A 22,064-nucleotide genomic window follows, 5' to 3' on the forward strand; every position below is an offset into this window, starting at 1 on the left:
CCTTTTAGTATTTTTTGTCCAGGTCTGCCGATCGAGGAAACCGAATCTCCACTTTCGTATACAATCCCTCTTCGCTGTAGAGTCTGATGCCGTAGGGTTCACCGAAAATCCGGGATATCCGCTCATGCACATTGCGAACCCCCATGCCGCTGAATCGCGAAGGCGCTTCGGCGTCCTCCCTCATCAAAGCTTCCAGCTTCTCCTTGCTTATGCCCTTTCCGTTATCCATCACTTCGATCTTCAGATCCCCGTCCTCCTCGAAAACGCGGATCAGCACGAATCCCCCCTGCACCGACGGGTCGAAGCCGTGCATGAGCGCGTTCTCCACGATCGGTTGAAGCGTGAGCTTCAACACCCGGCATTCCAGCAGTACTTCATCCTCAACCTGAAATTCCACCGGGATCGGTTCCAAAAACTTGTATTTGGCTATGGCGACGTAACTGGATACATAACCAAGCTCCTCCCGCAAGGTTAGGAACTCTCCGGAGTTCCCAAGCACGCCCCGCATCAACTCGACCAACGCCCCGGATACTTCCTCGATATTGGGGACTCCGTTCAGCTTGGCCAAATACTTGATCGTGTTCAGCGAATTATAGAGAAAATGCGGCCGGATTTGCGCCTGCAGCGCGGTGAGCTCCGCCCCCCGCTTGGCCTGCTCGCTCATTCGGATCCCTTCCATCAAGCGTTTCAATTCGTCGACCATGCTGATGAATACCCGATACAAATCGCCAATTTCGTCCTTGGTATCGATTTCCGTCCGCGGGAAATCCAGATTTCCATCCTTGACCCGCATCATCATCGTTTTCAAGCGGCGGATATGAAGGGTAGTCCGCTTGGACGTTTGCAACGATCCGATCAGCACGACGGCAAACACCGCGACGGCAACCTCCACCATCAGATTGCGGATCTTCTCGGATTCGCTCAGCAGAGAATCAAGCGGAATCAGGGCTCGCGTCGTCCACCCGGTATTTTCGGACTTTCGGCTGACGACGATATAACGTTTGCCGTCGATGGCTCGTTCAACGGTTTCCTCCCGATCAGAGGGTTCTACCTCGTCGTAAATAGCCTTGGTCATTTCGGCGGAAACAGCCGAGGGTGCGGAATCGGACTGAAAAACAAGCTGTTTCTGCCCATCCAGCACGTATAAAATGCTGTCTGAGGTCGGTTTCACGCCGTACGTCGTTCGGATGAAATCATAATTCAAGTCGACCATGACGACACCGATCGTCTCCCGGTTATAGCGGAGAACGCGCCCGACGGAAATCGCCTCCGACGTATCCGACCTTTTGAAATACGCATGGCGTTCCCCTTTGCTTAGCATGAAACCCATCATTTCGGTATCGAGAAACGTACGGTCGATCCAGGGGCCTCCCGAGAAGAATACTTTACCGTTCAGGCCAACTACGGCAATGCGGGAGATATAAGGCTTGTAATCGATCATTCCGGACAGAAATTCGGTAATCCGCTTCTGTTCCTGAAACCATTCGTAGCTGATTTCTTCGTTAGGACTCAAAATCGTATCGATGACCGTATTTTTATTCGTCGCCACCACCGTATTCATGCGGTCGATTTCCTTGAGCATGACGTTCAAGGATTCGTCGGCATGACGAATGCTGTCCGAAACGGAGGTGATGGCATTTCTTTTGATCGTGTCGCGCATGTTGACATAAATGATGCTGGTCACGGAGACGATGGCTAGAAGCGTCAACACCCCAAAAGCAATAAATATTTTTCCTTGAATGCCCAGCTTCGGCGAAATCCACTTGCGCAGCCTTGCTAATTTCATGATCTTATCCCCTTTATATCCGGATCCGGCCGCTCGCCGAGTAAGCGCTTACGAAATGATCCCGGCTTCCCCCTGCTCGTTAAGTCCTGCTGTTTCGCATCGCCAAAGGAGGCATTTTGAAATACATTTTAAAGGCTCGAGTAAACGTATACAGGTTCGGATAACCCAAAGACAAGGCGATCTCCGTTACGGAAGCATCCGTTTCGACGACAAGCCGCTTGGCCTTCTCCATTCGAATCTTCTGCAAAAATTTCTGCGGCGACACCCCGATCTGACTGGCAAACACATTGGAAAAATACGAGCGGTGCACCCCTGCAAAAGCGGCGACCTGCTGCACGGTAATTCCCTCCGTCGCATGAAGGTCCATAAACTCCATGCACTCGCGGATCCAGCCCGAAGGCTCGCTCAGTTCGGCAGGGGCCGTCTCGGGGATCAACTCGGCCAGCAGCCGGCAAATTCCCCCTTGGAGCTCCAAAGAAGCAGACGGGCTCCACCGCTCGACGTTTCCTAATTTTTCGACCATCTCCTCCTGCAGTTCCCGCACTTGCCGAGTGACGATCCCTTTCCCGAACGGTCTCTCTGGTACCAGACCTGCAAGCTCCAATAACGGCTTGACGCGGCTGCCGTCCATGGCGAGCCAGTTCATTCGCAGCGGCTTCTCCGAGGGCAACGCATGATAAAAGTAGGTCCGTCCAGGAAACAGGCAAAATAAATCGCCCGGCTGCAATTCGATCCGTTTGCCTTCGAATTCGAAGCACACGTTTCCTTCCAGCACGAAATGAAGGCTATAGCACTCAATCCTTTTCGGCCCTACTTTGTAATGGGGCTTGGCAATGTTACGCCCCGCCCGGACGGGCCACAGCTGGGCTTCCCGGTCCAGGTAACCGGGCGTGTAATAAATAAACTCGGCGTATTCATGCTCATACTCCTGCATCATCACGTACTATCCCCCTCCTACTCGATCCCTTCACAGACAACAAAATGATAAATGTAATGTAACACAACGCCATTTATAAATCACGCTGTAATCAATATTATCATAATAGGAGGGGATAAAATTTGTCCAGTAGACCTAACATTTTACTAATTACTAGCGACCAACAGCATTGGAATACCATCGGTGCGTTCCAACCTGAAATTTCCACGCCGAATTTGGATCGCTTGACCCGGGAAGGGACGATGTTCGGCCGTGCCTATTGCCCGAATCCGACCTGTACGCCAAGCCGGTCTTCGATCATCACCGGCATGTATCCAAGCCAGCACGGCGCATGGACGCTTGGAACGAAACTGTTGGAGGACCGTCACACCGTCGGCGAAGATTTTAAGCAAGCCGGGTATCAAACTTCATTAATCGGTAAAGCGCATTTTCAGCCTTTGAAATCGACGTCCGAATACGATTCGAAAGAAGCTTATCCGTTACTGCAGGATTTAACCTATTGGCGGGACGATCATGGGCCGTTTTACGGCTTCGATCACGTCGAACTCGCACGCAACCATACGAACGAGGCTCATGTGGGGCAGCATTATGCCTTGTGGTTGGAGGAACAAGGATGCACCAATTGGCGGGACTATTTCCTGGCTCCGACCGGAAATATGGATCCCGCGCAAACCTACAAATGGCCGATTCCGGAAAAATATCATTACAACACGTGGATCGCGGAACGGACCAATGCCCGTCTGGAGGAGCATCGCAAAACGGGGGACCCGTTCTTTCTATGGGCCAGCTTCTTCGACCCTCACCCGGAATACTTGGTGCCTGAACCTTGGGATACGATGTATGATCCCGAGCAGTTGACGATCCCGTCGATGACGCCGGGAGAACATGACCGGAACCCGCCTCACTTCGGCTTGACCCAAGAGGAACATCCGGATTTTTCCTATTTAATGGAAACCGGTTTCGGCATCCATGGCTACCGTTCCCATCATTATTACGAATACGGAGCGAAGCGGCGGCTTACGGAGTACGATAAAAAGAAGCTGGTCGCGGTTTATTACGGCATGATCAGCTTGATGGACAAATATATCGGTCGGATTCTCGACAAGCTGGACGATCTGGGCCTGGCGGACGATACCCTCGTCGTATTCACGACGGACCACGGCCACTTCTTCGGCCAACACGGTTTGCAGGCCAAGGGAGGGTTTCATTACGAGGATTTGATTAAGCTGCCGTTCATCATCAGGTACCCGGGCCATGTTCCCGCCGGACGGCGTTCGGATGCATTGCAATCCCTGGTCGATCTAGCCCCGACCTTCCTCTCCTTCTGCGGTTTGCCCATCCCGCGGACGATGGCCGGGGTCGACCAGAAGGAGGTGTGGCTAGGTCGCCGGGAGAAGGCGCGGGATCACGTCATCTGCGAGTTCCGGCATGAACCGACGACGATCCATCAAAAAACCTACGTCGATGAACGTTATAAAATCACGGTATATTACAACCAGACCTATGGAGAAATTTTTGATTTGGTCGAGGACCCTGGCGAGCTTTATAACTTGTGGGATGAACCTGGCTACGAAGGGTTAAAGACGGAACTTCTTCTCAAGTACGCTTGGGCCGAGCTAGGCAAGGAACCGATGCCGATGCCCCGGATTCATCATGCATAGCTTGGAATATGAATTAACTCCATAACGCGACAAAGGTTGCTCTTTAATTCAGGGCAACCTTTGTTGTTGCTGGGATAGAAACCTCGGTAGGAAAACTGTACTCCGCCTTCACTCCGGTTTTTAGAAAAGAACAATACCCGCGACCGCGGACAGCATGATGACTGCAAAGGGATGTACTTTGTATTTGCTTACCAAGAGGAGGCATCCGGCGCTGATCAGCAGCGTTCCGACCATCGACCAACTGAGCAGCGGATCGGTGCGTCCGCTGAACCCGAAGTGAAGGGCCGCGTAAATGATCAACCCGGTCACGATCGGGCGCAAACCGTAAAAGGACGAGCGCATCCAATCGTTGCCTTGCAGTCTTAGGAAAAATGCCGTCAACACAATAACGATGAGGAGCGAGGGTAAGATGATGCCAACCGTGGCCACAATAGCGCCAACGACGCCACCCTCAGCGTATCCGATCAGCGTGGCCGCATTCGTGGCGATGGAGCCCGGGGCCATTCCGGCTAATGCCACGATCTCCTGAAACTCCCCGGGATCCACCCAATTCCTTGCTTCCACCTCACGTTGAATCAGCGTCAACACGGCATATCCGCCGCCAAAGGAGATGAGCCCGATTTTGACAAAGACCCAAAACAACTGCCAGAGCATGGGGGTTCCTCTCCCTTCAGATATAATATTCGGGGAATTGCAGTTCCCGCGCTTTTTCGGTCTGTGCCTTCTCGGTCCGTACGACCATCCCGCATTTTTTCTTCACGAAAACGATCGCAATGCCGGCAATCGGTCCACCGAGGATCAAATAAACCGAATGAATGCCGGTAAGCAGCAGCGCCGCTACCGCCAGTGCCATAATTACCAGGGTTGCCGTATCCAGCACCGATGACTTCCACATTTTGGCGGCAGCCACGATAATCAAAGCTACCACGGCCGCATGAATCCCTTTCAGCGCAGCCGCCACCTTGGCGTTATCCTTATACATGGCGCTGAGCGCACTGAGGAGGAAAACGATGAGAAACGTCGGCATCGTAATGGCCGTGACGGCGGCGACGGCACCGATCACCCCGCCGAGGCGGTAGCCGATGAACGCGGCCGAATTGACGGCTACCCCGCCGGGCGCGGAGCCCGAAATCGACACCATGTCCCCGATTTCTTCCCGGCTCATCCATCCTTTTCGATGAACGATTTCCCGTTCGATCGTTGCGATCATCGCATACCCGCCTCCAAACGTGGAGGGACCGATTTTTAAAAAAACCACAAAGATTTGCCCAATCTGTTTCATGCGTTTGCTGAAATTAGGTTTCATTCCTGTCTCATCCTCGATTCTCTCCTGATGTACGTCACCTTCATTTACTTGTATTATATCATCTTTATTTCATTTTGGTTTAAAGTTATGTAAATATGTAAATAAAAATATCTATATAATTCTAAATTAAAGTTAAAATCCTAATTTCCCTCTATGTTTATTCCATATTGATATTATCTAAGCTTTTCTGATGAAATTAACTGGTAAACCCCTGTTGTTAACGCTATACTAAAATGTATCCCGACTAATTAGCTTGGAAATGGAGAGCAGTACCTATGATGACTCATTCCAATCCTTCGATAAAGAAGCAGGTATACGATCGAATCTCTCATCTCGGGACCGTCTCGAAGGCTGACTTGTTGAATTATTTTCCACTCACCAGCAGCAGCATGACGCGGTTATTGGAGGAGATGACCACCCAAGGCATAATTGTTGTCTCCGGACTTGGACACTCTACCGGCGGCAGAAAACCGATTTTGTTCCAGACCAATCCTACCTACCGGTTTCTGTTCGGATTGGAAATCTCGCGAATTTATTCTGTCCTTGGATTGTATGACATGCATCTGAATACGTTGTCGTTGACCCGCTGGAAGATGGATGCCGAGATGACGCCCAACCAACTGGTCGACAACGTTACGTTAACTGCCAAACGGTTTCTTGACGAGCACGACATTTCGCCCGATGACGTATTGGGCATCGGCATCGGAGCGGTGGGGCCGCTGGATCAACGGAAAGGGATCATTCTTGAACCGGAGTTATTCCCATCCTCTGCCTGGAAGAACGTTCCGATCTGCGCCATGCTTGAGGAGCGGCTAGGCTTTCCGGCCTTGCTTGACAACGGAGCCAATACCGCACTCATCGGCGAACACTGGGCGCTTCGCTCCGAAACCATCGAGCACGCCCTATATGTACATGCAGGCGTGAATATCCGCTCGGCCGCCATGTCCGGAGGCCGTATTCTCCGTGGAGCCGCGGACACGGAAGGCGCCGTCGGCCAAATGATTATCCAGGCGAATGGACCAAGGCTGCGAAATAAAGGCAATTATGGGGCGCTGGAGGCTTTTGTATCCGTACCGGCGCTCGAAGAACGGGTGCGCACTCAACTGAAAATTGGACGCAGCAGCATTCTGTCCGGCATCGCACCGGAACTCGTAAATTTCGCCACGCTGGTCGATGCCCTAACGAAGGGCGATCCGCTGGTGAAGGAACAATTTACAGAAACGGCCGCCTACTTGGGGATCGGACTCGCCAACCTGATTAATGCCCTCCACCCCGAATACGTTATTCTGGGCGGCCCGCTCATCAGCGCCCATCCGCTCGTATTCGACTCCGTGCTCGAGATCGCAAAGAAAAATATCTACCATTATCCCGAGTACAGTCCGGTGTTTACGCAAGGCTTGCTGACGGATGAAGCCGTAGCAACGGGGGCTGCCGTAATGATGATGCAAAGATGGTCAGGTGATTAAAAATGAAGAGGCGTTGTACGCGCAACGCCTCTTTTTGATGTCGAAGAATGCACCAGTTAAATTCAATTTGAAATAAAGTCGGCGTTAATAAGCTGGAATCGGATAAATAACGACATCATTATGACCTGCTTTTTATTGTTTTGACATTAACCCAATGAGCTGCTATCTTTGTGGTAAACATAGACAGGAGGAGGAGCCATGTCGGCAGCCTGCGTGACAAATGGGCAAGCCAACCTCGGCGTGATGTGGAAAACCGTATCGGAAGATTGTAACTTGGCTTGCGATTACTGCTACTACAGCACCTGCGGAGGTAAGCCCGGACCCAAGATCAACCGGATTGATTCAGCCTTATTGGATAAATTCATCAAAGAATACATGCAATTCAGCCAAGGCAACGCAACATTTGCCTGGCAAGGCGGGGAGCCTTTGTTGGCCGGTCTTGATTTTTTCGAGGAAGTCGTTTATCTTCAGGCCCTTTACGCCCCGCCGCATACGGTCATCAGCAATTCCTTGCAAACCAACGGCACGCTCGTCGACGACCGCTGGGCGGCCTTTTTTAAAACCTACCAATTCCTGATAGGCGTCAGCCTGGACGGTCCTAAGGAAATCCATGATTCACGGCGAGTGAATGCCGCCGGCAAGGGCAGCTTCGATCGGGTTATGGCGGGAATCGGGCATTTGCGGAAGCATCAGGTCGATTTCAACATTTTGACGGTGATCCACAAAGGAAACGTAGGCGAAGCGAAGGCATTAATGGCGTTTTATCGTGAGAACGGTTTCAACTTCGTCCAGTTCATCCCCTGCATGGATTTCCGATCCCAGCAGGTGGACCAACCCGGCGTATATGAAATTACGCCGCAAGAATATGGCGATTTCCTGTGCAGTATGTTCGATGAATGGTACAATGACGGCTATCCCGAGGTGTCCATCCGCTTCTTCGACAATATGCTCGGCGTCGATCTGAACCGGGAGGCCGAGCATTGCGTGCATCGGGCTGCATGTCCGACTAGCCTTGTGTTGGAGCAAAACGGGGATGCTTTTCCGTGCGATTTCTTCATCAATAAACAGTGGACCGTAGGCAATGTCGCCAGCGCATCCATCACCGATATGCTGTCTCATCCCAATTTTGTGCGATTTCGCAAGATGAAGCCGGCCTTGCCGGACCCATGCCGTTCCTGCGAATGGCAGCGGCTTTGCTACGGCGGGTGCCCGCGGAACCGCAAATGGAATCCGGAAACGGATCAGGCCGATCCGGATTTCTTCTGCCAAAGCTATATGCAGATTTATGCTTATGCCCATGAGCGCGTGCTGGAAATGAGCAAGCGGATGCGCCGGGAAATATATTCGTATCATTTGCAACAGGATTATGCCGGCAAAGCCCCTGGGCGTAACGAGCCTTGCCCTTGCGGAAGCGGCAAGAAGCATAAAGCCTGCTGCGCTGCCCTATAGACGCTGCTCCCCCTGCATAACCGGACTCATTCCTTCCATATCGCGCTGCGGTAGTCACTGGGAGACATCCCGGTTGCCTTCTTGAACTGACGCGAGAAGTAAAGCGCGTCGTTAAAGCCGACGGAAGCGGCGATTTGGTCGACGGTTAACGAGCCGGCAAGCAGCTCCTTCGCTTTTTCGATCCTCACCTGGGTCAAATACTGTTTCGGCGACAGTCCTGTCCGGGCTTTAAAGGCGTTAAACAAATGCGCCCGGTGGTAGCCCAAATTGCGGGACAACTCTTCAATGCCGATTTGCTGCGGGTACTGCAGCTGAAACCAGCGGATCGCCTGCTCGACCTGCCGGTCGATCATCGCCGGCTCTTTCGCGGCGGGACGGGGCAGCAAGTCGCGGTTCGCCAATCCGAAATGGTGGAACAGCAGCGTCAGCCAACCCGCCGCCTCAAGGCTCTCCAAATGCGGGTGATCGCTCTGGCGAAACGAGGAGCGAAGACGAGTGTAGATCTCCCGTAATTCCTCGGGTTCCCCGGAGCTTACCACCGGCCGGTCCGGCGTAATTCCGACGTCCGCCAGCTGGCGAAGGACGCCTGGCCCTTTTAACGCGACCCATGCGTAATGCCAGGGATGCCTAACATCCGCTTCGTATGTGAACAAGCCGCTCGGAAAAATAACGAAGGTGTCCCCCGGTCCGCAGGAATAGACCCGTCCTCCCCAAGTATAAGTTCCCTTCCCCTCAAATACGGTATGCAGCAAAAAATGGTCATGCACGGACGGCCCGATGCGGTGGTTCGGATGGGGGCGTCCTTGACCGCTAAACAAGACGGCCACCTCCCGTTCCCGGTGATCGGGATTCATATGAACTTCAAACAAGTCGTGTTCGGGAATCATCACGGCCCCCTATAAATAACGTTATGCCCTGCTCCCCTTAGCGTACGGGATGGCAGACCAAAATACAACATTCCTCCATACTTCCCTTTCATTCCTCCATACCTTTATTTCAGGACGAGAGCTATATTGAGGAGGAAAAAGGAGGAGATTGGGTATGTCGAAAATTACATTTATCGGGGCCGGCAGTACGGTGTTCGCCAAAAATGTCTTGGGCGATTGCATGCGGACCCCCGCTTTGCAGGGCTTCGAGCTCGCCTTGTTTGATATCGACCTTCAGCGGTTAAAGGACTCGGAGAACATGCTGAACAATCTGAAGCGCAGCAGCGGCAGCACCTGCATCGTGAAAGCCTACACCGACCGCAAGGAGGCACTGAAAGGCGCGAAGTACGTCATCAACGCCATCCAAGTCGGCGGGTATGATCCGTGCACCATTACGGATTTCGAGATTCCGAAGAAATACGGGCTGCGCCAGACGATCGCCGATACGGTTGGGATCGGCGGGATTTTCCGCAATTTGCGGACGATCCCCGTCATGCTGGACTTTGCGGCCGATATCCGCGAAATGTGCCCGGACGCCCTGTTCTTAAACTACACGAACCCGATGGCCGTGCTGACCAACGTCATGAATACGTACGGCCAGGTTCGTACCGTCGGCCTTTGCCACAGCGTGCAAGCCTGCATCCCCGGTTTGTTCGACAGCTTAGGAATGGACAAAACCGGAGTTCAAGCCAAAATCGCCGGCATCAACCATATGGCTTGGCTGCTCGAGGTCACCCGGGACGGCGTCGACCTGTACCCGGAAATCAAACGACTTGCGGCGGAGAAGCAAAAGCAACCGCATCATGACATGGTTCGGTTCGAAATGATGCTGAAATTCGGGTATTACATCACGGAATCGTCGGAGCATAACGCCGAATATCATCCTTACTTCATCAAGCGAAACTATCCTGAGCTGATCGAACGTTTCCAAATTCCGCTGGATGAATATCCACGTCGCTGCGTCGAGCAAATCTCCAATTGGGAGCGCATGCGCGAGGAGCTCATCGGCAACCGGGAGCTGAAACATGAACGTTCCCATGAATACGCTTCTTATATCATGGAAGCCATCGAGACCGATATCCCGTTCAAAATCGGCGGCAACGTGATGAATACGGGGCTGATTCCCAACCTCCCGGCAGAAGCTTGCGTGGAAGTGCCCTGCCTCGTGGATGCCAGCGGTGTAACCCCTACCTATGTAGGTAATCTGCCGCCGCAATGCGCCGCCTTGAACCGGACGAACATCAATACTCAGCTCTTGACGATCGAAGCGGCGATCACCGGCAAGAAGGAACATATTTACCATGCGGCGATGCTGGATCCTCACACCTCAGCCGAATTGTCCATCGACGATATCATCGCGATGTGCGATGACCTGATCGAAGCGCACGGGGATTGGCTGCCAGCTTATCGCTAAAAAACCAAAAGCGCAGGGGAGCGATGCTCCCCCGCGCGCATTAGGTCAAGGTCATACCGTTTCTGCAAACTCGCGATAACCGGAAACCTGATTTCGTCCGCAGGCTTTGGAATGATATAGCGCCCGGTCCGCCATGGATACCAATGCGTCCGGGGATGAGGACTGCGGATGCACGCATCCGGCAACTCCTACGCTGATGGTTAAGACCCCGCCGTTTGTTGATCCCTCGTGGGGGATTTGGGCCTCAAAGACCGCTAACCTCAGGGACTCGGCGGCTTCCAGCGCCATGCTTTCGTTCGTGCTCGGCAAGATCACGGCAAATTCTTCACCTCCATAACGGGAAATCGTATAGTCCGGGTTGTTCAACGTATTTCTAACGATTTCCGCCACCCTGATCAAACAGGCGTCACCGGCCGGATGACCGTAAATATCGTTATATGCCTTAAATCGATCGATATCAAACAAGATCAAAGCATGCCCGCAGCGGCCCGAAGCTATCGCCTTCTCCCATTCTTGCGCTAAGGCTTCGTCAAAATAGCGGCGATTGGTCGCGCCCGTCAACCCGTCGATCATGGATAGCCGATATAACCTGTCCTCCATCTCTTTTCGTTCGGAAATATCGGTCGCCAGAAACACGTAACCGACCCCCTCTTGTCCAAGCCACAGCTCCGAAACATGCAGCAGCACGGTCAGTCTGGCCCCATCCTTGCGAACGTAGGTAAATTCTTTGCCTTCCGTCAAAATGCCTGATACAAAATCGGACAGCCGATACGACGGGTGGACGAAGTCGTTGATTTCCTCGGGGGCGTGAAACAGGAAAGGCGACCGGCCGAGCAGTTCTTCCACCGTATAGCCCAGCATTCGCTCGGCGGCCTTGTTGATCCGCGTAATCCGTCCTTCCCGGTCGACGACCGTAATGATCGTACCGACCAAAGAATCGAAAACGGCCTCTTGCAAGGAATGAAGCGCGCGGTATCTCTTCTCGCTGGCGGTCAGCTCCTCGGATAATTGATGGTGCCGCGAGAACACCCGGATTAAGCCCGCCGCGAAAAATCCGCCTAGCGCAAGCAGGGAAATATATAGCAGCGTATAGGCCGGATCTGTTTTTTTAAGGATAGCCGTCAACGCAATGGTCGAGGTGATGAGCACCAAGGAGACTTGCCATTTCCGCCAATAATCGGCGCAGTACCGCATCACCAGACCGGAACCGATCCCGTTTAAGGTCAAAGTGGTCATCGCGATCAAGGTATATACGGTCAAATCCCCGAAACTGACGGCCCGGACCAGGATCAGGATGCCGGCGGCAATGCACGAAGAGACGGCTCCGCCGAAAAAGGCGGCGCTGATGATGGCGATATGCCTGAAATCGATATAGACCGTTTCATTGATCCGAAAACTGAACAGAAGCAGCAACGAACCGCAAACCCCGTGCAGCAGCCCGATCCATACTTTCACGGATATCGCGTTCTTTTTGATCAAATAACTGTAATAGATCTGATTAAAAATAAAGAGAAAGGCGGTCAACAACGCTAAGTTAGCAATCATACTCCGAAACATGATGTGAGAAATCCAACCCCGATCCAATTCGCATAAATAAAAAACATGATACTATAGACGGCTCCCGGAATGCAAAAAAGCTCCTAAAATCGCCGCGTGGGCGTGTTTAAGAGCTAATTTAACCGGCGACAATGGGCGATACCCGCCGCCTCCCCGTCACCGCAGATCCAACCGATAATTCACCGCGTATTCCGCCTCTTTGAACCCTTCCTGAAGATATAACGCCTTGGCCCGTTCATTTTCCGCGTTCACGCACAGGATGGCACGACGATACCCGTTTTCCCGGCCAAACCCCAATGCCCGGCGGAGCAAAAGACGGCCGAGTCCCTTCCCCTGATATTCCGGGAGCAGCGCCAGCGGGCCGATATTCATGATCGGCGCATCCAGGTACTCGTCATCCGTGCACCTGACGATACCTACCGGACGATCCCCATGAACCAGGAACAACATGCCGCCGTTCAGATAATCGGCCTCCCCGGCATACTTCGCCACCATGTCCGGGGTGATCGGCGTCTGGCTGCCTTTCAACTGGGCAAAGCCGGCATTCCGCACGGCGCACCAGGCTTCCTCGTCCTCCCCGGGTCGAAACGCGCGGATACCGTAGCCTTCCGGCAGCTCGTAGGACGCGGGCTGCAGCGGCTCGTTCACCAGCAGGAAGGAGTACCGTTCCACCTGAAAACCAAGCTGACCTATGATCTCCATCAGTCCGGGATTCACGGACGGCACAAAGATGAACATTCCTCCCAAGCCCTCGCCATGCTTAACGATTTCGTCAAGCAACCGCCGGTATACTGCCGGGTCCCCGCTCTCGCAATGCAAAATGCGGAAACGCGCCTGCATCCCCTTTCGCTGGTAGGCGTCGGCGATGATCGAAGCGGCGCCGATCAACTCCCCCTCCCCATTCAAGGCGATATAAGTGGGATGCTCCCCATGAATTTGAAATTCCGCCAGATCCTCATCGTACAAAAAGGAGTCATCCACCTCCTGCCGATGCTTCCGGCAATACGCCTTGAAGTCCTCCAGCTTCTCCGAACTTAAGGCCACTATACGCGTGTCCATGTTGGTTCCTCCGTTCTATGTATTCGATCGAAAATGATTCTTCGTGTTCTTTCTCACTTCCTTCGTCCCCAACACAATGCTAGGATATCGTTAATCAGGATGGAGGTGTGTGAATGAACCGTTCCTTTATCGAGGCCTTACGCCATAACGCGCTTGATGAGCTGCAGCGAATTCCGAAAAGCGACTTGCATAGTCACGCCGGACGCGGCGGCAGCATCGCCTATATCGAAGCCTGGTCCGGTGCCCAAATCGATCCCCCGAACCGCCCGTTCGACTCATTGCGGGACATGCAGGCCTGGTTCGAGTCCAACATCAAAATCCATTGCCGCGGGATCCAAGGCTACTTAAAACGGATCGAGGCGTCCTTTGCTCAGGCGCAAACCGACCGAATCAAGGTGTTGGCCCTTGGCTTCGGCCTGGATGAAATCGCCGCCTTGGGCGGAATGGGGACATTTACGGGAATTATGGATGATCTGCAGAGCCGTTTTGCTCCCGATACGCTGTTTTTTCCCGAGTTATCCTTAGGCAGGGAAAGCCGTGTCGAGGATCTACTAACTCAAATCGAGGAGGTATTGGCCTATCGCTGGTTCACCTCCATCGACATCTGCAACGATGAATTGGCTCAGCCGATCCGCCATTTCAAACCGGTTTACCGGCTTGCCAAGGCCGCAGGCTTAAAGCTCAAAGCGCATGTCGGGGAATTCGGTACGCCGGACGATGTTCGGGAAGCCGTGGAAGAACTGGAACTGGATGAGGTTCACCACGGCATCGCGGCGGCTCGTTCCGTCTCCGTGATGAATTGGCTTGCCGATCACCGCATCCGCTTGAATGTCTGCCCGACGAGCAACGTCATGCTGGGCGTGGCGGACAGCTACGCCCGTCATCCCCTTCGCAAGCTTTACGACAACGGGGTCCCCGTGACCATCAACACGGATGACCTTTTGATTTTCAACCAAAGCGTTTCGCAAGAGTTTCTGAACTTGTACCGATCCGGACTCATGACCGCAGAAGAGCTCGACGGGATCAGGGAAACCGGGTTGAATTATGCCGTTCCTCCTAAATAAACATCACTAAGACCAACACAACAGCAGCAACGCCGATGGCGTACATCACGCCTAGCCGAAGCCAATTCCGGCCCGTTTGTTGGGTGTAGCGCGAATTTTCTTCCCGATTGCTTGGCGATTGTCCGATCCGTATCGTCGCGATCAAAGCAAACGCCAAAATCAGTATAATGGCAATGCTTAACCATGCCATACCCATCACCTCCTAGAGCGAGTCGTTGTCCCTATTATAATCAGACCTGGCCAATCGTGCACCCGCGATTATTGGATTTCCCGATAAAAGCCGCCCCGGACAGCAAAACCCCCAACCGTCATCGGTCAGGGGGTTTGCCGCATTTCGCGAGTTTCTCTTTTTGTTATGTTCCAACCTTTTTCCCGGTCCTGCTGCCTTCGGTTACTTGGACTGCTCCTGTTCCAGCTTGTCGATTTCGGCCTCATACTGTTTGAATAAGTCGGCCAAAGCGGATTTGATGATTTTTTCATCCTTTGACTCGACCGCTTTCGCCAAATCCATCTGGCTTTGAAGCAAGGTATCCGCAATAGGGACTGCCGGGGTTAACGTCATCATTCCATCCTTATTGGCCACTTTAAGATCGCCGGCTCCCGTGATGTGGGGGCCGCTCTTTAATTTCACCGAGACGCCGTCCTGAGCCTTCATCGCTTGAACGATCAGCGCCTTCCCACCGGCAGGCGGCACGATGCCGTCTCCGGTTGGCGCCGCCTTGATGTCCAAGGTGACCGCTTTGAAGTTAACGGCAAGCTCCTCATACTTTTTCAACAAGCTAGTCCATGCCGAAACCGTATCCGGCGCATATTGCTTGGCGATTGCCGCCGGATCCTCGAACTTCACCGTCACAGCAGCCTGGGCGGCAACGGTTTGAGGGGCATCAGGGGATGCCGTTTCTTCGGCATTTGCTGCCGCGGGACTTGCAATAGCCGATACCAGCAGCGCCGATAAGGCAATTTTCTGCACGATCTTTCCGTTACTGAGGTTCATCATCTGAAACACGCTCCTTGAAAGGGGATTTTGTCTTGCACGTCCAAGTGTATCTCCAGGCAATGGCAGGACATTGGTGGAATTATGGAAAAACGATGGCAGAAGTCGCAAGCAACAACCCCGTTGTTATAATAATGAGGAAAGGAGAGTCGAACTCATGAACGATTATTTCATCGCCGTCGTGGACGATGACCAACATATCCGCAATCTCGTCGAAGCCTATTTGGTGAAAGAAAACTTTCGGACCATCGGGCTGTCGTCCGCCGAAGAAGCCTGGGTGCTCTGGCAGAACGACCCTCCCGATCTCTGGGTGCTCGACATCATGCTGCCGGGAATGGACGGCTACGAACTGTGCCGGCGCATCCGCGAAGAAGCCGATGTGCCCATCGTGATCATTTCCGCCAAAGACAGCGAGGTCGATAAAATCATGGGACTTGAATTCGGGAGCGACGATTATTTGGTCAAACCGTTCAGTCCAAGAGAATTGGTCGCCCGGGTGAAAAGGCACTTGCAGCGTTGGTATAAACTGCGCCCGTCCGATGAGATACCGGAAGCCGCCTCCGCCCAGCTCATCCTGAAGATCGGCCCGCTGCGGCTCCTGCCGGAAGAACGCCGCGTATTCTGGGACAAGCACGAGGTCGACCTGACGTTTAAGGAATTTTCCCTGTTACAAGCGTTCGCGGAGCATCCGAACCGCGCCTTTACCCGGGAAGAACTGCTCATTCTCGTCTGGGGCGACGATTATTTCGGAAGCGATCGGGCGGTCGACCATTTAATCAAACGGCTGCGCAAAAAAATCGAGCAGTTGCCGATCGAGGCGGTTTGGGGACATGGATATCGGATGCGTGCGGAAGGCGGGGATCTGTTGTGAAATTGGTGCACCAAATCAACCTGGCGTTCGGCCTGCTCCTGGTGGTGATTCTGGGAGCGACCGCCACGATCATTCACTTCGTTTTGCTGGAGCATCTGATCGACGCAAAGAAGCAGGAAATGAGAACGCTCGGCGCCAGCGTGGCGGTCAGCATGCAAAATCAGCCCCTACGGGCCGAGCCTGCCGTGAATAGCACCACATGGCAAGGGACCGCCGTACCTCTTGCCTCCGGGGTGCAAGCCATCGTTGCCGACGCTAACGGGAACGTCTTGTCCGGAACGCTTCCCGCCCAGCCTTTGGTTGCCGGCAACATCGCGCTTGCGCCTGTCGGTATGGTCGAAAGCGAGCCGCTGAACCAAAAGAAGTTGGAAGCACTGCAAGCAGGCGAAGACAACCGTTATATCGTTGCGGTCAGTTCCCTTCCTCAAGGCACACTGACGCTAGTCACGCCGATGAGCACGGTCAGCGCAATCGAGCGCGCGTTATACGTGCGGTTGCTAATCGTTCTTGGCATCGGCGCGGTGCTTGTCCTGCTGCTTAGCCTCGTGATCACGCGCAAGCTCATTAACCCGCTGATGAAGCTGAGGGATGAATTGAAGAAAGTGAAAGAACGCCGGTTCGCGGAGGTAAGGCAGATTCGGGCCGGTGGCGAGATCGGGACCGTGGCTCAAACCGTGTATGAATTGGCCGGCGAATTAGACCGCTATATCCAGGTACAGAAGCAATTTTTCCAGAACGCTTCCCATGAGTTGAAAACCCCGCTGATGTCGATCTCGGGGTATGCGGAAGCGATTCGTGACGGCGTTTTTGAAGGGGAGCATACGCAAAAAGGGTTGGATATCATTCTTAGCGAAAGCGGCCGGTTGAAACGAATCGTCTCCGAGATGACGCTGCTCGCGAAGCTGGACAGCGAGGCGGATATTTTCCATCCGACGGGGATTGCCGTCAAGGAGTTGCTGGAGGAGACGGCTGAACGCGTAAATCCGCTGCTTAAGGACAAGAACTTAAGTCTGGCCGTCGAGTATGCGGACGAAGCTGCGGAACGGGCAACCGTGAGCGCCGATCGGGACAAACTGTCCCAAGCCCTGCTGAACGTGGTCGCCAATGCCGCCAGACACGCTAACCGGGCGATCGATATCCGCGTCGGCGTAAGTCGGGATCGGGTCATGATCGCGGTTGCCGACGACGGACGGGGAATTCCCGAGGAGCTGCTGCCGCACCTGTTCCACCGTTTCGTGAAAGGCAAAGACGGCGAAAACGGATTGGGACTCGCCATCTCCCGGGCCATCGTTGAACGCTGCGGCGGTCAGATTGAGGCTGCCAACCAAACGAACGGGGGCGCTTTGTTTTCGGTCACCCTCCCGGCGCTATAGCATCTTCTTTCTTTGCTCTTAATATATTGGAGTCAGGAAGGCGAAGGGGAGGATGAAAAGATGGAATTAAACCAGGCTCAAGTTCAGCGCGCGTTGTTCTTGGCCGCGGTCTGCGGCCAAACCTACGCGCAATTCGCGAACCCGGACGGTACGTTTGTCCTCCCTCCCCCTTATGCGTTGTACGATACCCTCGAAGCGAAATCCTTGATCGGCCTTTGGGAGCGCTTCGGATTTATAGGGCATTCGGCGGACGAGATCGTCATCGCTTTCCGGGGCACCAGCTCGGCGTCCAACTGGGTCGCCGATGCCATCGCGACGCAGCAGAAGTTCAAATGGGTCAAGGATGCGGGCCACACGCACCGGGGATTTACCGGCATTTATGCCTCGTCCCGCCGTCAGATCCATTCCGCGCTCCGTCGGCTGCCGGAGGACAAGACGTTATATATCACGGGTCATAGCCTGGGGGCCGCGCTGGCTACGTTATGCGCGATGGATATCGCCGCCAATTCGAATCGCGTTCCCATCCTGTTTACGTTCGGTTCACCCCGTGTCGGAGACCCGGATTTCGTTCATGCCTTTGCACAGCAGGTCCCGAACAGTTATCGGATTCATAATGAATTCGATGCTGTGACCCACGTGCCTCCAACGATTTTCAAGCTGCCAAAACAAGAAAAAACCTACTACTACCGTCATGTCCCCGCCTCTTGCCCCTTGTACTTCGCCGACGCTTCTTTATCGTCGAACCATGTCATCGGCAGCTATTTTGCCGAGCTGGCCAAACTTGACTCCGGTTACGCCCATCATTTATCCTCCGTGAACCCTTCATTTTGCCCGGATCCAGCTTGATCGTCGATTGTTACTTACTCAAATGAATGCGGAAAACGCTGAAACGGCGGTTAGCAGCATCGCGACTCGAAACATCCCTGCCTCACCTCCATGGGATTCGCACGGTTCCCCTCTCCCTTCTCGCATCTTTGCATGATTATCCCCTTCGATCAGGGAGTAGAGTCGGGGATTCACTTTCTCTCTTCTGATCCAACGGGATAATTGTGCAAAGAGCGTACAGGACAGTAAGAGCGTCCATCCGCTGCAAAATCCGAGTAAGCAAAAAGCTCTTGAATTCTATGAAGAGAATTCAAGAGCTTTTTGGTTTAACGAATGCGGTCGAGAGGACTCGAACCTCCACGGGGGGTTAGCCCACACGGACCTGAACCGTGCGCGTCTGCCAATTCCGCCACGACCGCTTGGCATCGGGTACCCGCGAAAAGCCATCAGCTTTTTTTCGCGGCGACAAGATATAAAATATCATGCGCCGCGAAAAGAGTCAACCCTTTTATTCCACCGTGATGGAATGCAATTCGATTCGGCCTCCCTGCACGCTGACGACGAGCGCGGAATCGGCTGCCTGCGCAAGCAAGCCGCTGACGCGGCATGGATCGCTGCTTGGCGACAGCACCGCGCGCGCTCTCTCCATCCTGCATGATGGTTACGATCGCGGCCTCTCTGCATACCAGCTCCAACTTCACTGTATTTCCCGCATCGATGCCGCAGAACGAGTAAGCCGCAAACTCGCCGTCTGTCAGTTCCAACGCGAGGTTCTGCCAGCCGCTGTCGAACCCGAACTTCTTCGGTTGAGGTTCGCCATTGATCGGCACGATCTTCATGCCTGTTTTGGCCCGGTACTTATAGAGGTTCCCTTCCATGCGCCCCCCGCTGAAGGAGATCCCTCTTCCCGGAAGCTCGTCGAAATCCGTGCCGCGAACCCGGCAGCCCGGCTGACGGAACACCGCCGCCGTCACCTCCGGGCGTGGGGTGCAATTCTCCACCTTGATGTTTTCCAGATAGGCATCAAGAATTTGCTGCACGCGTTCATAACTTGGCCGCGCTCCCCCTTCGGCGTAAGCGAGAAACTCGTCCCAGCCCTCGGGTTGATTTACGGTATACGGCGAGGTGGCCCGCTCCATCTTCTTCCACGGCCATAAATTGTAGCCGATCCCCAGCGACAAAGCCAGCGGATACATCGCAGCAAACCATTCCAGGTCGTTCTCCCCGGTCTCGCCCAGCCATAACGGCAGATCCAGCGCCTCGGAAAGCGCCAGAAACTCCTCGTACGCCTCTTTTCCGGGCTTGCAGGCATACCGATGGAAATGAATGACCATGTTGGGATCGTACCGCTTATAAAATACGGCCGTATTCGTTGCCCAATGATGCCCTTCCACCGAGAGCAGATGCCGGTCATCGATTTCCCGAATGGCAGCGATCACTTCCTCGTAAAACGCCGCCAATCGGCGGACGAGGTAATCCTCGTGTTTCCCCTCCATCAGCCCTGGGCGAACCGGCTCGTTCAGCAGGTCGTAACCGCCTACGATCCAGCGGTCGCGGTATCGGCGGGCCAGCTCCTTCCACAGCTCGATCCCTTTGTTCCAGCTGTCTTCATCGGTGAACAACCGAGGGAAATCGTCAACCGAATCGTCGATGTTGGCTCCGGTCTGCCCGCCAGGCGCACCGTGCAAGTCCAAGAAGGCATAGAGCCCAAATTCCTCGCACCAATCCAGGCAACGGTCGATCAGCGCAAAACCGTCCTCTTTCCAGCGAATGCCCGGCTCGTCCTCCATCAGGATCCGCCACCCGAACGGAATGCGCACCGAATTGTAGCCCTGTTCCGCCATCAGCCGAATATCTTCGCGGGTCACGTAATTATCTCGGAACCGCTTCCAAAATTGTTCGGCATATGAACTTCCGGCTGCTTCCCGTATGACCGCTTCGATCCGCCGAGGACGATCGAACCGGGAACTGTGGGACTTCCACATATATCCTTCGCATAATAGCCAGTTTCCGAGGCCCCAGCCCGTAAGCAGGATCTCCTCCCCGTCGCCGTTCACGATTCTTGTTCCTTCTGCGCGGAGAAAGCCTTTCACCCGCGAGCGATCCGTTTTCTCGTGCATCGTTAGTCTCCTCTCGCTGCTCATCGGTTCTATCGGTATATCGATGAATCGGAACCATTATAACATCCCCTGATTTCGAGGACCTTTCGTCCCGATATTTGCGACCCGCCACCCGAAAAATGCGACCTGCCAGGGCAAGCCTCTTCAAATGCGGAAATCCCCGTCATCTACGAAAACGTCCATGCCGAACTCACATCCTAGCATAAACTGCTAGAGAAGTTTAGTTGACAACACCGCATGGAATTAGAGGAGTTGATATGTGATGCCGGAAGACTTACGGAATCGTGTAAAACTGATTATCGAGATTCACTTTAACGATTGGGGCGGAACGCCGGACCGTTTAACCCAAACCTGGATCGAAAATCGGCTGGGCCTGTTCATGAAGTACACGCGAACAAGCTTGCAGCTTCAAACTTCCCAGGACTTTTCCTGTTATGTGCTGTACGATCCGGGATCCGAACGAACGGTGCAGGAGGTCCTGAGCCGTTACGCGCCGCTGCCGAAAAACATTCGCTTCGTAACCCCGAAGGCCTATCATGCCCAGGTCGCGAAAGACATCGCCGGCTATCCCCGCTTCTACCGTGTTTACCTCTCCAGCGACGATATGTACCATAAGGAGTTCATCCGAAAACTGCGGGCATGGACGCCGCAAAAGGATACGCTTGCGCTGGTGCCCCAATACGGCTACATTTACGATTCGGTACAACACCGGCTGGGCAAATTTTTCTTCTGGCTGCCGAGCTATGGCGCGACGATCCATGACGTAGGGAAGTATTTGAAGGGCCAGGAGCCAAAGGTCTCCTGGCGCGACGCCTTAAAAGTCCCCCACGAATTTATTCATGTAAAAGAACCGATTTGGATCAATCATATTCATGCCTTGAACACGGGAATGTCTTTTGATAGAGCAAGTAACTGGACGATTCCCGGCATCAAGGATGCCATGCATATAGAGCCTTGGGAGGACAGCCAGCGATCCAGAGCCTACTTTGGCCCGGAAATCGCCAGTCCAAGCGAAATCAAACGGGTACTGTCCAACTTCTGCTAGCGCCGCTCCACTAAAACGCACGTCCCGCACATTGCCCAAGTAGAACCCGCGCCCCGCCGCCATCATGGCGGGGCGGCCGGGAATCGCGTCCTTCGCCATCGAGATCTCGATGTGATCGAAGGTAATTTCCGAAATGAACCGTATCGAATTGCATCTTTCAGCAAACAAGGCGATCAACAGCTCGCAGTTCCGTTCATGTAACTTGCGAGCT

19 protein-coding genes and 1 tRNA gene are annotated in these 22,064 nt (G+C 53.8%); 9 read left to right on the forward strand and 11 right to left on the reverse strand.

Annotated features, from left to right (window positions below):
- Positions 1-4: 4 nt before the first annotated feature.
- Both MJ257_RS11685 and MJ257_RS11690 read right to left on the reverse strand, forming a co-directional pair.
- Positions 5-1,786, reverse strand: a complete 1,782-nt coding sequence (locus tag MJ257_RS11685; RefSeq protein ID WP_240269404.1) for a sensor histidine kinase — start codon at positions 1,784-1,786, stop codon at positions 5-7.
- Between the two features lie 79 nt (positions 1,787-1,865).
- The gene (locus MJ257_RS11690; RefSeq protein WP_308193188.1) at positions 1,866-2,723 is read right to left on the reverse strand and encodes an AraC family transcriptional regulator; all 858 of its coding nucleotides are present in this window, start codon (positions 2,721-2,723) and stop codon (positions 1,866-1,868) included.
- 122 nt (positions 2,724-2,845) lie between these two features.
- On the opposite strand from MJ257_RS11690, the gene MJ257_RS11695 reads away from it, so the two are divergent.
- The gene (locus MJ257_RS11695; protein WP_240269405.1) at positions 2,846-4,384 is read left to right on the forward strand and encodes a sulfatase family protein; all 1,539 of its coding nucleotides are present in this window, start codon (positions 2,846-2,848) and stop codon (positions 4,382-4,384) included.
- Positions 4,385-4,504: 120 nt separating this feature from the next.
- Here MJ257_RS11695 and MJ257_RS11700 read toward each other — a convergent pair whose 3' ends face one another.
- Both MJ257_RS11700 and MJ257_RS11705 read right to left on the reverse strand, forming a co-directional pair.
- Entirely contained in the window at positions 4,505-5,038 is a 534-nt protein-coding gene (locus MJ257_RS11700) for a chromate transporter (protein WP_240269406.1), read from the reverse strand.
- A gap of 16 nt (positions 5,039-5,054) precedes the next feature.
- Entirely contained in the window at positions 5,055-5,690 is a 636-nt protein-coding gene (locus tag MJ257_RS11705; RefSeq protein ID WP_240269407.1) for a chromate transporter, read from the reverse strand.
- A gap of 275 nt (positions 5,691-5,965) precedes the next feature.
- On the opposite strand from MJ257_RS11705, the gene MJ257_RS11710 reads away from it, so the two are divergent.
- Together MJ257_RS11710 and MJ257_RS11715 are read left to right on the forward strand one after the other, a co-directional pair.
- The gene (locus MJ257_RS11710) at positions 5,966-7,156 is read left to right on the forward strand and encodes an ROK family protein (protein ID WP_240269408.1); all 1,191 of its coding nucleotides are present in this window, start codon (positions 5,966-5,968) and stop codon (positions 7,154-7,156) included.
- Between the two features lie 198 nt (positions 7,157-7,354).
- On the forward strand, positions 7,355-8,605 hold the full coding sequence (locus MJ257_RS11715; RefSeq protein WP_240269409.1) for an anaerobic sulfatase maturase: 1,251 nt from the start codon (positions 7,355-7,357) through the stop codon (positions 8,603-8,605).
- Between the two features lie 26 nt (positions 8,606-8,631).
- Here the strand turns inward: MJ257_RS11715 and MJ257_RS11720 are convergent, their stop codons facing one another.
- A complete protein-coding gene (locus tag MJ257_RS11720; RefSeq protein ID WP_240269410.1) occupies positions 8,632-9,492 on the reverse strand; it encodes an AraC family transcriptional regulator in 861 nt (286 codons plus the stop codon).
- A gap of 154 nt (positions 9,493-9,646) precedes the next feature.
- Here MJ257_RS11720 and MJ257_RS11725 point away from each other — a divergent pair, with 154 nt between their 5' ends.
- A complete protein-coding gene (locus tag MJ257_RS11725) occupies positions 9,647-10,945 on the forward strand; it encodes an alpha-glucosidase/alpha-galactosidase (RefSeq protein WP_240269411.1) in 1,299 nt (432 codons plus the stop codon).
- 51 nt (positions 10,946-10,996) lie between these two features.
- Here the strand turns inward: MJ257_RS11725 and MJ257_RS11730 are convergent, their stop codons facing one another.
- On the reverse strand, positions 10,997-12,490 hold the full coding sequence (locus MJ257_RS11730; RefSeq protein ID WP_240269412.1) for a diguanylate cyclase: 1,494 nt from the start codon (positions 12,488-12,490) through the stop codon (positions 10,997-10,999).
- 168 nt (positions 12,491-12,658) lie between these two features.
- On the reverse strand, positions 12,659-13,561 hold the full coding sequence (locus MJ257_RS11735; RefSeq protein ID WP_240269413.1) for a GNAT family N-acetyltransferase: 903 nt from the start codon (positions 13,559-13,561) through the stop codon (positions 12,659-12,661).
- Between the two features lie 113 nt (positions 13,562-13,674).
- Between MJ257_RS11735 and MJ257_RS11740 the strand changes: the two genes are divergently transcribed.
- The gene (locus tag MJ257_RS11740) at positions 13,675-14,625 is read left to right on the forward strand and encodes an amidohydrolase family protein (RefSeq protein WP_240269414.1); all 951 of its coding nucleotides are present in this window, start codon (positions 13,675-13,677) and stop codon (positions 14,623-14,625) included.
- Here MJ257_RS11740 and MJ257_RS11745 read toward each other — a convergent pair.
- Both MJ257_RS11745 and MJ257_RS11750 read right to left on the reverse strand, forming a co-directional pair.
- The gene (locus MJ257_RS11745) at positions 14,618-14,815 is read right to left on the reverse strand and encodes a hypothetical protein (RefSeq protein WP_240269415.1); all 198 of its coding nucleotides are present in this window, start codon (positions 14,813-14,815) and stop codon (positions 14,618-14,620) included. The two genes, MJ257_RS11740 and MJ257_RS11745, sit on opposite strands and share 8 nt — an antisense overlap.
- A gap of 201 nt (positions 14,816-15,016) precedes the next feature.
- Positions 15,017-15,622, reverse strand: a complete 606-nt coding sequence (locus MJ257_RS11750) for a hypothetical protein (protein ID WP_240269416.1) — start codon at positions 15,620-15,622, stop codon at positions 15,017-15,019.
- A gap of 154 nt (positions 15,623-15,776) precedes the next feature.
- Between MJ257_RS11750 and MJ257_RS11755 the strand changes: the two genes are divergently transcribed.
- The 3 genes from MJ257_RS11755 to MJ257_RS11765 are packed head-to-tail and all read left to right on the forward strand — an operon-like array spanning position 15,777 to position 18,709.
- Positions 15,777-16,490 carry a response regulator transcription factor gene (locus MJ257_RS11755; RefSeq protein ID WP_240269417.1) on the forward strand — a complete coding sequence of 238 codons (714 nt, stop codon included), beginning with the start codon at positions 15,777-15,779 and terminating at the stop codon, positions 16,488-16,490.
- Complete coding sequence (locus MJ257_RS11760; RefSeq protein ID WP_240269418.1) at positions 16,487-17,863, forward strand: sensor histidine kinase; 1,377 nt, start codon at positions 16,487-16,489, stop codon at positions 17,861-17,863. Before MJ257_RS11755 ends, MJ257_RS11760 begins: the two co-directional genes overlap by 4 nt.
- Before the next feature lie 60 nt (positions 17,864-17,923).
- A complete protein-coding gene (locus tag MJ257_RS11765) occupies positions 17,924-18,709 on the forward strand; it encodes a lipase family protein (protein WP_240269419.1) in 786 nt (261 codons plus the stop codon).
- Positions 18,710-19,022: 313 nt separating this feature from the next.
- On the opposite strand, the gene MJ257_RS11770 is transcribed toward MJ257_RS11765, so the two are convergent.
- A tRNA-Leu gene (locus tag MJ257_RS11770) sits at positions 19,023-19,107 on the reverse strand.
- A gap of 27 nt (positions 19,108-19,134) precedes the next feature.
- Complete coding sequence (locus MJ257_RS11775) at positions 19,135-20,808, reverse strand: glycoside hydrolase family 5 protein (RefSeq protein WP_240269420.1); 1,674 nt, start codon at positions 20,806-20,808, stop codon at positions 19,135-19,137.
- 262 nt (positions 20,809-21,070) lie between these two features.
- Here MJ257_RS11775 and MJ257_RS11780 point away from each other — a divergent pair, with 262 nt between their 5' ends.
- The gene (locus tag MJ257_RS11780) at positions 21,071-21,853 is read left to right on the forward strand and encodes a glycosyltransferase (protein ID WP_240269421.1); all 783 of its coding nucleotides are present in this window, start codon (positions 21,071-21,073) and stop codon (positions 21,851-21,853) included.
- Positions 21,854-22,064: the final 211 nt, after the last annotated feature.

This window comes from Paenibacillus timonensis (assembly GCF_022427145.1).
Classification (GTDB): Bacteria; Bacillota; Bacilli; order Paenibacillales; family Paenibacillaceae; genus Fontibacillus; species Fontibacillus timonensis.